The sequence below is a fragment of the Oribacterium sp. FC2011 genome (assembly GCF_000701645.1).
Lineage (GTDB): Bacteria > Bacillota > Clostridia > Lachnospirales > Lachnospiraceae > Oribacterium.
In genome coordinates this window covers 1-11154 of record NZ_JNJM01000040.1, presented here as the reverse complement: position 1 = coordinate 11154, position 11154 = coordinate 1, and the positions used below count along the sequence as shown (strand labels likewise).

Annotated in this window: 14 protein-coding genes; 3 read left to right on the top strand and 11 right to left on the bottom strand. The window is 46.9% G+C overall.

Annotated elements, in window-relative coordinates; translation table 11 throughout:
- The 11 genes from T357_RS0117655 to T357_RS0117605 form a co-directional block, all read right to left on the bottom strand.
- Nucleotides 1-1434: terminase large subunit (locus T357_RS0117655; RefSeq protein ID WP_197027374.1), on the bottom strand; the 1434-nt coding region annotated here is incomplete at its 3' end.
- Nucleotides 1434-1907, bottom strand: coding sequence for a phage terminase small subunit P27 family (locus T357_RS0117650; RefSeq protein ID WP_031555454.1), 474 nt, complete (start codon nt 1905-1907; stop codon nt 1434-1436). The genes T357_RS0117650 and T357_RS0117655, both read right to left, overlap by 1 nt.
- An 87-nt stretch (nt 1908-1994) precedes the next feature.
- Entirely contained in the window at nt 1995-2807 is an 813-nt protein-coding gene (locus tag T357_RS0117645; protein ID WP_031555451.1) for a hypothetical protein, read from the bottom strand.
- A gap of 10 nt (nt 2808-2817) precedes the next feature.
- Nucleotides 2818-3639 carry an ImmA/IrrE family metallo-endopeptidase gene (locus T357_RS0117640; protein WP_031555449.1) on the bottom strand — a complete coding sequence of 274 codons (822 nt, stop codon included), beginning with the start codon at nt 3637-3639 and terminating at the stop codon, nt 2818-2820.
- The gene (locus T357_RS0117635; RefSeq protein WP_031555446.1) at nt 3639-4016 is read right to left on the bottom strand and encodes a helix-turn-helix domain-containing protein; all 378 of its coding nucleotides are present in this window, start codon (nt 4014-4016) and stop codon (nt 3639-3641) included. The genes T357_RS0117640 and T357_RS0117635 overlap by 1 nt, the downstream gene beginning before the upstream one ends.
- A 238-nt stretch (nt 4017-4254) precedes the next feature.
- Entirely contained in the window at nt 4255-4617 is a 363-nt protein-coding gene (locus tag T357_RS0117630) for an HNH endonuclease signature motif containing protein (protein ID WP_031555443.1), read from the bottom strand.
- 113 nt (nt 4618-4730) lie between these two features.
- Complete coding sequence (locus tag T357_RS0117625; RefSeq protein ID WP_031555440.1) at nt 4731-5162, bottom strand: DUF1492 domain-containing protein; 432 nt, start codon at nt 5160-5162, stop codon at nt 4731-4733.
- Nucleotides 5137-5451 (bottom strand): hypothetical protein, encoded by a 315-nt coding sequence (locus T357_RS0117620; protein WP_330373149.1) that lies wholly within the window; start codon nt 5449-5451, stop codon nt 5137-5139. Before T357_RS0117620 ends, T357_RS0117625 begins: the two co-directional genes overlap by 26 nt.
- Complete coding sequence (locus T357_RS0117615) at nt 5438-6814, bottom strand: DEAD/DEAH box helicase (RefSeq protein WP_031555434.1); 1377 nt, start codon at nt 6812-6814, stop codon at nt 5438-5440. Before T357_RS0117615 ends, T357_RS0117620 begins: the two co-directional genes overlap by 14 nt.
- Nucleotides 6795-7076, bottom strand: coding sequence for a VRR-NUC domain-containing protein (locus T357_RS0117610; RefSeq protein WP_031555431.1), 282 nt, complete (start codon nt 7074-7076; stop codon nt 6795-6797). The genes T357_RS0117615 and T357_RS0117610 overlap by 20 nt, the downstream gene beginning before the upstream one ends.
- Before the next feature lie 199 nt (nt 7077-7275).
- The gene (locus T357_RS0117605; protein WP_031555428.1) at nt 7276-9555 is read right to left on the bottom strand and encodes a phage/plasmid primase, P4 family; all 2280 of its coding nucleotides are present in this window, start codon (nt 9553-9555) and stop codon (nt 7276-7278) included.
- Nucleotides 9556-9737: 182 nt separating this feature from the next.
- On the opposite strand from T357_RS0117605, the gene T357_RS21555 reads away from it, so the two are divergent.
- The 3 genes from T357_RS21555 to T357_RS0117590 form a co-directional block, all read left to right on the top strand.
- Complete coding sequence (locus T357_RS21555; RefSeq protein ID WP_197027373.1) at nt 9738-9893, top strand: hypothetical protein; 156 nt, start codon at nt 9738-9740, stop codon at nt 9891-9893.
- On the top strand, nt 9877-10239 hold the full coding sequence (locus T357_RS19595) for a hypothetical protein (RefSeq protein WP_049962544.1): 363 nt from the start codon (nt 9877-9879) through the stop codon (nt 10237-10239). The genes T357_RS21555 and T357_RS19595 overlap by 17 nt, the downstream gene beginning before the upstream one ends.
- A partial coding sequence (locus tag T357_RS0117590; RefSeq protein ID WP_031555422.1) for a DUF2800 domain-containing protein occupies nt 10232-11154 on the top strand: 923 nt, incomplete at its 3' end. The genes T357_RS19595 and T357_RS0117590, both read left to right, overlap by 8 nt.

Genomic DNA, 11154 nt, shown 5'->3' with positions numbered 1-11154 from the left:
ATGTCCGCCGTGAATGATCTGACCTTCCATCAATAATCGATAGAAGTCTTTCGTCGGACCCGACATACTCGCAAAACCCTGGCCGAATGGAACCATTGTAAATCCGTCTCCTTCAAGGTTCTGGATCATCTGTGTCGCATTCCATCTATCTACTGCAATCTCCAAAATGTGATACTTCTCAGCAAGCTCATTGATGAAATGCTCAATGAAGTCATAATGGATCACGTTGCCTTCTGTCGATAACAGATACCCCTGCCGTTCCCAAACATCATAAGGAACAGAAGCAGCCTTCACCCTCTGCGGTATCGTTTCTTCCGGTACCCAGAAGAACGGAAGCAGAATATACTTCTCATCCGCATCCCTCGGAGGAAACATCAATACCAAGGCTGTGATATCTCCCGTACTTGAAAGATCTAAACCAGCGTAACAATCTCTTCCTTCCAGCGCTGCCATGTCGATCTCTTCAGCGCCCTTCATGAATATCGCATCAGGTATCCACGCCACTGTACTTGATACCCACATATTCAGTCTTAGCCATTTGAAGGTGACCTCATCTGCCGGGTTCTGTTTTGCCTCACGGTAAGCATCTCGCAAACGCTCGATATCCACGGTATATCCCAGAGAGGGATTAACTTTGTACCAATTCGCTTCATCTTCCCAATCTTCATCATCCTTCAATCCGTAGACCACAGGATAAAAAGTCGGATCCACACGCCGTCCTTCCAGAATATCAACCGCCTTCGTGTGTAACTCGAAAGCGATTGAATGCCTGTCCGTGCCTGCCGTGGTTATGATGAAGTGCAAAGGATTCTGTCTTGCGTCAGAACTACCTTTGGTCAGAACATCATATAACTGCCTGTTCGGCTGAGTATGAATCTCATCAAACACAAGCCCCGATACTGAAAAACCGTGTTTACCCCCGACCTCTGCACTGAGCACCTGGTAATATCCGGCGTTTCCGTAGTTTACTATTCTCTTTGTCGCTGTCATCAGCTTCGATCTCTTCAAAAGAGCCGGTGACATCTCCACCATCTGCCTTGCCACATCGAATACGATGGAAGCCTGTTGCCTGTCAGCGGCGGCTCCGTACACCTCTGCTGATGGTTCGTTATCTGCATATAAAAGATAAAGAGCGACGGCTGCTGCCAATTCGCTCTTACCTACCTTTTTGCATATTTCCACAAAAGCTGTCCGAAACTGCCTGTTCCCGTCAGGCTTGACGATTCCGAAGATATCCCGAATCAACTGTTCCTGCCAGGGTAATAACCAGAACCTCTTTCCAGCCCATTTTCCTTTGGTATGACAAAGGTTCTCGATGAACCTTACCGCCCGGTCTGCTTTCGCCTTATCATAATGAGAAGTCGGAAGCATAAACTGCGACGGCTTATAATTCTTCAGCTTGGGATAACCCTTAGGCCTTGTTTCTTTTGCCATCAGGAATCACCCCCAAGCAAAGATTCCATTTCATCCTCATCATCCTTCCCAATACCGGATGCCGCCATAATCCTTGATCTGGCTGAAGGCGTAAGTCCAAACTCAGATGCCGCCTGCATCATAAGTCGCTGTTCCGTGTTACAGATAGCAACCCATGGATTCGGTCTCTGCATCCCGTTCTCAGTCTCGTAAGTAGCTCCCTCGGAATTAATGTGATCCTGAGCTTCTTTCCAACGAGCGTAGGATTGACAGTATGCTGCAAAGGCAGATCTGTCCACCTCGGTAAGCACGCCCATCTGATTCAGTTTTTCACAGAGCCTTTTCCACTCTTCCTGAGCATCTGGTAATAACCACTTCGGACAGTCGGGCATTCCCTTACCTGGCATCGGTTCTTTCTTATTCAGTTTTCGCTTTCCCGGATTACCTTCCAGCTCTTTCATAGCTGTAGGCTTCGGCTTTCTGCCTGCTCCCATAAGGGGTTCCCTCCTTTCTCCGGATTTTGGGTATAAGAAAAGGACCATGCTCTTCACATGATCCTTTAATCATCTCGTCTACACATTTTACTGTTTATATCTCAGATTTCCGTTCTGCAATACCTCCAACTTACCACCATACATTTCCTCAATTACCTGTTCGCACGGAATCCTGCACATGCGCATCTGTTTTGATGTATCATGGACTCTGAAGGTGGTCTGATTATGCTTCCTGCATTCACTAAGGTATGCCTGAAGGTATGGCTCAGCGTCCTCTTTCAAGAGAACTCCTTCGTTGTGAAGTCGCATAAACGCTGACAGTACGCTGATACATCTTGCTCCACCAAGACTTACTATTCCACTTCTGGCATTTTTATCGTCAGAACAAAAAACATAGACTTGCTCTCCAAGTTTTGTACTCATTGTTTGAAGAAGTACATAGCTCTTGAGTTCTCCAAGGTTATTCCCTTCACCAATTTCATCACAATCAGCTTTTAGTTCCTGAAGGAAAGCATCTTTCGATATCGACTGATAATCTAATACCCGCAGCCGTGTAAAGTTCTTTTCAAAATAACCACTTTCATATGCTTCGCATCCATTTCTGAGCATGTTTGCATACATCGCCTCGGCAGAATCTGAATAAATGGCATGCAGTTCATCTATGATTTCCTCATCAGATATACAATGAACAGACCCATCAGAAATCTTCGTTTCTAGCCACTCGGGAGAATCACCGATATCATGCCTGGCAAGTTCTGTCCTTATCTGTTCGTGGCAATAAAACCGATATTCAGGCAGTTCCATTACCCGATCGATCATTTTATTCTGATCATCCTTTCGGATCAGATGGGTCTTGGAAATGAAATCAGTATCCAGAAGAGCATATTTTTCCTTTGTCATACACTCCACCTTAACTTTCCTTACGAAAGTCCTTTCTGATTCTCTCCAAGTACTGTTTATCTGACTCCTCCCGGCTATCAGTCAGCAGATCATTTTCACTGTTGTGCTCCATGTTATCAAGCAAACTGCCAAAATATGAAAGCTCCCTGCTGTCCTGCTGCCATCCCAGTGCCTTTCCGGTAAGCATTATCCGTTCAGACACAAAAGCAGCATCAACCATGAGCAGCTCCTTCGTTTTAGCGGGCGTGATATTGTGATTTTCCGCAAGACGTAATACAACGGCTTTATATGGAAGTGCAAACAAATCCATCAAAGTCAAAACATCATCTACAGAAATCTTTTCTCCCACTATGCCATATAGCTTAAGCTGCTCATCCAGCATATTATCAGGCATCAATAATAATCCTGCGAATGCATTTGCCTCAAGATCTTCCTTTGACACAGCCAGGTCATCGACGGTTTTAGAATCCAATAATGATCCGCATGCAATCGTATCAGGATCAATATCTTCTGCATAGCAGTGAATATGATACAACTCATGTGCTACTGCAAAAATCTGTTTGCATATGGCAAGTTCAGAATTAACGCAAAGAAACAGGGTGTCTTTTTTTACAAACGTAAACGCCCAAAGTTCATCATCTTTGAACGGATACCTGAGTATCTCCAAAGACAATTCCCGTTTTCTTGCATAATTCGATACCATTCCGAAGATAGAATCACGAATAATTGAGCTCCCACAATAGTTTGCCGCAAAAGCTTTAGCCAGAGAATCTATTTTTTCGAATTGCTTTGGTTGCTTACTGAATAAGCTTTCCTCAAAAACATTTCCCATTAATCATCCTCCCAGGCAACCATCATGGCATTGCCATTTTCACGGACTCTTTTGTGAAACAGGATCATATCTGAAAGCTCATCAGCGATTTGCAGTGCCTGCTTCGCTTGTTCAGACTGAACCTTTCCCATAAACGCATGAACAACATTAGTGTCGGAGTGTGCTTTAGATATTTTAGTAAGCTCCTCCATCCTTACACCCAGGTAGTCTGCGATAGCTTTAAGCTCAACGGCATTAATCATGCGTGTACCATTAAGCATCTTGTTTACCGTCTGCTTATTGGTCTTAAGCGCATCTGCAAGATCGATCTGTTTTCTGTTTTGGCTCTTTAGCAGTGTCAGTATATTATTTGCAATCATTACATTCATATCAACCATTGTTCTTGCCTCCTTCTTTAATAAGGATCCCTCTTTCTCACTTGTATTATACAGCGGGAAATCGCAGTGGTCAATATTTTCTTTACCAAAATCATGATAGCTTTATTTGAGTAACCATTTCGGTTACTATTGCATAGGGATTTTCACTTTCAATTTCGCGATTTTACACGTGAGCCCCCCCCGCCGTTCTATAGAAGCCAGGGCTGTAGGGATTCCGACTCCCCCTGGGGTATGCGCATCATCCACGCCCTCCCCAATAATCCCCTCGCTTAGCGTGTATCTGCGAGTGACACGACTTGCACAGTGCGATCAGATTGCTCCGATCGTGAGTGCCACCTTCACTCAGCGGTCTTTTATGATGGATCTCTTCTGTCGGTACGATGATTCCACGATCAAAACACAGCTCACAGAAGGGATGCTCCGCAGCATACTTGTCACGGATCCGCTTCCATGCACGACCATATCTTTTCTTCGTGGCTTTTTCTCTGCCGTACTTTTCATAGCTACTGTTGACCTGCTTCTGATGCTTCGGACAGAACCGTCCATCAGTAAGATTAGGACAGCCCGGATAACTGCACGGTCGTTTCGGTTTCATTGGCATTGCATCACCACCTATAGCAAAGGCTCCGAAGGATTTCTCCCTCAGAGCCTCTTTCATTTTACCTTTTCGCCATTATAACAATATCACATAGGCGAACTGTAATTTACTGTAATCTACTGTAAAGTTTTCGGAATCTTAATTTCATCCAATGCTTTCCTATGCAGATGATACACGTTGTCGATACCGTATCCCAGCTCGATCGCTATCTCTTCCCATCGCATGTAAGCAAGGTACCTGAGATCCAGTATCGTCTGAAGCTCCGGCTCCTCCACTGCACGGATCCTGCGGATGATATCCTGCTTCAGGTTCACCAGCTGATCCATGTCCTTCTTGATCTCTTCCTCCAGGCTCATGATCTTTATCACGGTATCCTCGACCTTGGAACGACCCTTATTTGGATTTCTCGGCATATCCGAATATGTCACAGTCGCCTTTGTAGCAAGGTCGTGTAATTCATCAATCTGTCTTAACCTGCTCTCTATACGCTGATTTAGCCCGAAGGCCTGCGACAGATATTTCTTAGCCGCCTGTTGATGTCTGTTCATACTCCACCTCCGATTTGGTTTTATAGTTACGCCCTCGGATTGTCGATGATTGTCTTATCTCTTCCTGAAGCCTCTTGATCAGATACTCTCCGTCAACACAGGTCAGTACGCCATACCAGCCGGAACGGAAAAACTTCTCTATCTGTAAAGCCTCATCTATTGCATCCTTATTTCTCGGATTTGCTTTGATCTTCTTCAATGCTACCCTGTAATCGGAAACAGCCTGTAATATGATCGCATTCGCCAATCTCTCATAAGGATCCTCTGCCAGATTCTTATTTCCTGCCATAGGCACTCACCTCAGCTTTAACAGCATCGATCAGTCTGGACTGGGTATCGCCCTTATGAGACAAAGCCTTCATGATCCGCTCATCAATGGTATCTGCCGTAATAATATGCTGTACCACAACTGTCCCGGATTCCTGTCCCTGTCTCCAAAGCCTTGCGATAGTCTGCTGGTAAAGTTCCAGGCTCCATATCATTCCGAACCACACCAACGTATTACCGCCACTCTGAAGATTTAGGCCGTGTCCTGCAGAAGCCGGATGAATAAGTCCTACTTCCAGTCTTCCTGCATTCCAATCCTCAATACTCTTGTCCGAATCAAGTTTCCCGTAATTAACACCCAGAACATCAAGCCTCTCAACGATCCTTGTCAGATCATGTTTGAACCAGTAAGCTACGAGAATGCTTTTTCCGTTTGCGGCTTCGATAATATCTTCCAAAGCATCAAGCTTCTGATCATGAATGTGCTCGATACCTCCCGCATCTGAATAAACCGCTCCATTTGCCATCTGTGTTAGCTTTCCGGAAAGAGTCGCAGCATTTGCAGCTGTCACCTCACCACCCGGAAGATTTATCACAAGATCCTCAGCCATCGCATCATACTTTGCACGCTCCTCTTCGCTCAGGTACACCGGATATTCTGAATTGATCAGCCCCGGCATTTTCAAATGGTCTGTTCCCTTCATGGAGATCGTAATATCGGAAATCTTCTCATAAATCCTCTTGTCCGCTCCCGGTCTTAACCTGTAGCTGTAAACGATCGGACCGTTCACCTGATCCGGCACGAAAAAGTCCACCCTGAACTGACTGATAAATCTCCCGAGCCTCTTTCCCATGTCCAGAACCTTGTATTCTGCAAAAAGATCCATCAAACCGTTGCTGGAAGGCGTTCCCGTCAAACCTATGATTCTTTTCACCTGCGGCCTTACCTGCATCAGTGCCTTGAACCTCTTCGCCTGCCAGTTCTTAAAAGATGAAAGCTCATCGATCACCACCATATCGTAATCAAACGGCAGGCCACTCTTTTCTATCAGCCAGGGAACATTTTCTCTGTTGATAATGTAAATATCCGCATCCGCCTTTAACGCCTTCATCCTCTCAGCAGCTGTACCGACTGCAATGGAGTACCTTAGCCCTCGAAGCTGATCCCACTTGTGTATCTCCGCAGACCATGTATGTTTTGCAACCCTCAGCGGCGCTATGATCAGAACCTTCGTCACTTCAAAGCTGTCAAACATCAGATCATTCAGTGCCGCCAGCACAATACTGGTCTTACCCATACCCATATCCAAAAGGATTGCAGCAATCGGATGTTCCTTTATGAAATTGATCGCATATATCTGATAATCATGTGGATTGTATTTCATCCAGTATTCCTCCAATCTGCTCCGGTCCATCAAGCACATAAACCCGGAACCCTAATCTCTTCAAAAGCCGATGCCGTGATACCTGCAGTGGTCTCGGACGCTCTCCCGGAGCCTTGACCTCCACAAAACCGAAATGTCTTCCCGGAAGAAGCACCATTCGATCCGGCATACCGTCAAATCCAGGCGACACCCACTTTGGACAGATGCCGCCGCGCCCTTTGACGGCAGACACCAGCTTTTGCTCGATGATCTTTTCCCTCATCGCCGTACCTCCGTCAAAAATTCAAGGTAGTGCAAGTCGATGCAAGTCATCCCATAAAACCCCCATATATAAAAATTCATTTCAAAAATCCATATATGGAACTTTTTATAGTAGACCTTCACTGACCTGCACAAAGCCCATAAATACGGCATTCCTTGAAACTGTAGTCATTTACCGCATAGACCTTCACCGACCTGCATCAGTCCAGAAAATCCTGTCCGGTCTTAAGCTTCAGACCATAAACCATGATTCCAGAACTCTTTTTCTTCCTCGGAAAGCCTGCCTTCTCAATTGCCGAATAAAAATCCGTGGTACTTCTGGTAAACTCGCCGTTCTGCAAGCAATATGCCCTGTATGCCTGATAAAGCTCACCGGATTTCTCCGTCGCTGCCTTGTCAATCTCACAGCAGTCTTCCATAAAATGTCCCAGCCAGTCGTTATCCTCGCGATATGCCTCGATCGCATCCTCGACCACCTTAGGCAGCTTCGTCTTGAAATCAAGATCAATTGCCTTCTTTGCACCCTCGATGATCCAGCTCATAATGTAGCCACCAGCATTGTCATACAGATAATCCGCATAGTTTTTGATATCACCGGCACCCACGATCTTCGCATTGAACGGGATAACAATTAGCCTTCGCCAAATACCATCATCATTGGCACCGACCTTCGGCAGATGATTCGTGTAAAGCACCAGTGTATGAGAAGGGACGAAGTGAAACGGGGCCTTGTACTTCTTCTCTGCCTGGATCTCATCCGTAGAACAAAGCTGCTTCACGATCGCGGTATTCAGCCTCATACCCTCTTCCATTTCAGAAGAGATAATGAGCCTGCGGCCTTTCAGCTCTGCCATCTCCGGCTTCACATTCCTCTTGCAGTTCATAGTCAGAGCCTCTGCCGACAGCTTTCCGGCATAATCACCCATCACGCGGAAGATCGTATTCCAGAATGTAGATTTGCCATTGGCTCCATCACCGTAAGCAATGATCATATGCTCCTGATACACCTTGCCGATTGCAGCCATTCCAACTACCAGCTGCACATATTCGATCAGCTCCTTGTCACCGCAGAAGAAAAGCTCCAAGGCATCCATCCACAGCTGTTTACCTTCGTCCCCGGGAGAACAGTTCGTGATCTTCGTGATGAGATCCGACGAATCGTGCGAATGAACACCGTTCAAACCCTGATTCAGGTCATAAGTCGCATCCGGCGTATTCAGAAGGAACTGATTCTTATCCAGGTCATTCACATCCACAGCGATCATCGGCTTCGCAGCATTACCGGTGGAAATAATGTACTTATAGTCACGGCGTTTCATCACAAACTTCAGATAAGTCTCCGCTACGATCAGTGCTATCAGTGCTTTGATCTGTTCCGGTGTTTCCGCTTCCTTCTGTACCGCTCTGGATCCGGCCTTAACCGTTGTCTCCGCAATACCTGCTGCCACAAGAGCCTTCTCAGCTTCCACCCTGTCCTGCTTCGCATCCACCAGCTGAAGATCCAGGAACTCTTCAATCGCTCCGATCGCAAGCTGCACATCCTCAACCCAGCGATCTCCGTCAAATCTCAGATAATCTGTCGCAGGAGAAAACCTAAGCTCCTGTCCGTACTCACGAACCAGCACCTTCGCCTCACCGATATCTGAATAATCCTCCGGTTTCAGCGATTCCCCGAAATCTGAATTGTATTCATCCGGCGGCACATACCCTGAGGAAGATGACACCTTTGAATTGAAGAACTTCACTGCGCTGCCCCAGATAGTATTCAGCTCTGACTCCGGAAGTGGCGGGTCACATTTTGCAGCGTGTTCCAGGAACGCTTCCTTCGCCTTCTCCGTAACGCCGTACCTTTTCAGGATTCTCCCGGCGAAACGGCTCATGGTGTTGTTCCTGCTGCCCTGCATGATCGGACCACCTGCAGGAGCCTCTGGTGCTTCGCTCTCCGAATCTTCATATAAAGGAGATATCTCTTCATCGATGGTCATCCAGCCTTCATGCCAGACAACCTCGCTGCCTGCTGTCCCGAACAGGAACCTTGCAGCATCCAGCGCATTATCATCGAAGAATGTATGCACCTGCTGGATTCCTCTCTTCAGCGCTGCATATGCACTGGCATCCGTCAGCTCCCCGACCTCAAAATAAATATGAAATCTCGGTCTCGCAGACTTCCCATCCTTCTCCTTCATATGGTTTCTGCTGGTCGCTATTCCATAGGAAAAATCTCCGAACAGCTCTTCTGCCATATCAAGAGTGATCCAATCCTTCGGATCATCTGAGTGATCATTGTCACAATCCATGACCACCACATTTGACCTCAGGAAGTTATCTATGCTCCGGCGGTCTTTCTTGTACTCCCCGCAGACATGATCGAAACGAACGACTTCCTTTAATTCATCCGCGCACGTTACCTCATGCCTGTCCGGGTAGCTGCAGTTCGACTTCTTACCGGAGCACCTGGCTGTGTAAAACGTAAGCTTCACTTCAGTTACCTCGCTTTCTTATTAGTAAGGAAAAATCCTCCTAACTCCCTAAAGACAATTCATCCGAAAAATAGCGGAAATTTCGCAAAAAACTTTTTTCATAAAAATCCGCTATTTTTTTCGCCAATTGTCTTTAGAGAGATAGGAAGGCAGGGAGCCAACCGGAAAGTGAGGTGCTGCTGATGCAGAAAGAATCCATTGAAAAAGCCGCCGGGCTCGACGGAACAGATGAAGAACTCATTGATGTTCTTATCGCAATCAGCGTCGTAGCCAAGCGGCTCGCAAAGAAACTACAGAATGAAAATAAGGAGGAAAGCCAACATGAGCAAAATGAGTGAGCTCTCCGCTATGATCGACAACCTGATCAGCTGCGGAGAAACATTGGCTGAAACCGGCAGAGCTCTGAAGGAATTCTATTCCGGAACAGACGAAGAACCGGCAAAGCCAGAGAAGAAAGCCAAGAAAGCGGATCCTGCTCCTAAGGAAGAGCCTGCTGCAAAGCAGTACTCCAAGGAAGATGTAAGAGGAATCCTGGCAAAGAAGGCAAATGAAGCATACGGCAAGTTCAAGGCAGATGTCAAAGCAATCGTTCAGAAGTATGGCAACGGAGGCAGCCTTACCGATGTGGATGCAAAAGACTACGCCGCTCTTGTAGCAGAGGTGGAAGGTCTTACAGATGCCTAAGCACGCATACCTCTCCGCCTCCGCAAGTCACAGATGGCTCGCCTGCCCGCCCAGTGCAAAGCTTTGTGCCGGAATCAACGACAGCGGCAGTCCTTACGCCCAGCAAGGGACCGATGCACACGCCCTCTGTGAATATAAGGTCGAGAAGCTGCTCGGAAGAGATCCAAACGATCCTACAGAAAACCTGACCTACTTTGATACGGAGATGGCTGACTGCACCGATGAATACGCTTCCTATGTTATTGAGCAGGTGAACGACGCAAAGCAGCATTGCTCCGATCCGCTGATCCTCATAGAGGAAAAGCTGGACTTCTCAAAGTGGGTACCGGAAGGCTTCGGAACTGGTGACTGCGTGATCGTGGCAGATGATGTACTGCATATCATCGATTTCAAATATGGTCTCGGTGTCCTGGTGGATGCCACAGAGAACCCTCAGATGATGTGCTACGCCTTAGGAGCTCTGGATACCTTTGACGGAATCTACGACATACAAACTATCCGTCTTACGATCTTCCAGCCCCGCAGGGACAACATCAGTACCTATGAGATCAGCAGAGACGATCTGATGAAATGGGCTGATGAAATCTTAAAACCCACCGCAGCTCTGGCCTACAACGGCGAAGGCGAATTCAACGCCGGAGACCACTGCCAGTTCTGCAAAGCGAAAGCAACCTGCCGTAAGCGTGCCGAGCACAACCTGGAACTCGCACAATATGATTTCGAGATGCCGCCCACTTTGGATGATGCAGAAATTGCAGCCATCCTCCCCCGGATCGATGATCTTGTAGCCTGGGCAAACGACATCAAGGAATACGCACTACAGCAGGCGATCAACGGAACCGATTTCCCGGGCTTCAAGGTGGTCGAAGGCAAATCGAACCGCAAGTTCATCGATGAAAGCGCAGTCGCATCCAT

What these genes read in the sequence shown, in the direction of transcription:
- T357_RS0117650 (WP_031555454.1), bottom strand. Translation starts at nt 1,907, where the DNA reads ATGGGAGCAGGCAGAAAGCCGAAGCCTACAGCTATGAAAGAGCTGGAA.
- T357_RS0117645 (WP_031555451.1), bottom strand. Translation starts at nt 2,807, where the DNA reads ATGACAAAGGAAAAATATGCTCTTCTGGATACTGATTTCATTTCCAAG.
- T357_RS0117640 (WP_031555449.1), bottom strand. Translation starts at nt 3,639, where the DNA reads ATGGGAAATGTTTTTGAGGAAAGCTTATTCAGTAAGCAACCAAAGCAA.
- T357_RS0117635 (WP_031555446.1), bottom strand. Translation starts at nt 4,016, where the DNA reads ATGGTTGATATGAATGTAATGATTGCAAATAATATACTGACACTGCTA.
- T357_RS0117630 (WP_031555443.1), bottom strand. Translation starts at nt 4,617, where the DNA reads ATGCCAATGAAACCGAAACGACCGTGCAGTTATCCGGGCTGTCCTAAT.
- T357_RS0117625 (WP_031555440.1), bottom strand. Translation starts at nt 5,162, where the DNA reads ATGAACAGACATCAACAGGCGGCTAAGAAATATCTGTCGCAGGCCTTC.
- T357_RS0117620 (WP_330373149.1), bottom strand. Translation starts at nt 5,451, where the DNA reads ATGGCAGGAAATAAGAATCTGGCAGAGGATCCTTATGAGAGATTGGCG.
- T357_RS0117615 (WP_031555434.1), bottom strand. Translation starts at nt 6,814, where the DNA reads ATGAAATACAATCCACATGATTATCAGATATATGCGATCAATTTCATA.
- T357_RS0117610 (WP_031555431.1), bottom strand. Translation starts at nt 7,076, where the DNA reads ATGAGGGAAAAGATCATCGAGCAAAAGCTGGTGTCTGCCGTCAAAGGG.
- T357_RS21555 (WP_197027373.1), top strand. Translation starts at nt 9,738, where the DNA reads ATGCAGAAAGAATCCATTGAAAAAGCCGCCGGGCTCGACGGAACAGAT.
- T357_RS19595 (WP_049962544.1), top strand. Translation starts at nt 9,877, where the DNA reads ATGAGCAAAATGAGTGAGCTCTCCGCTATGATCGACAACCTGATCAGC.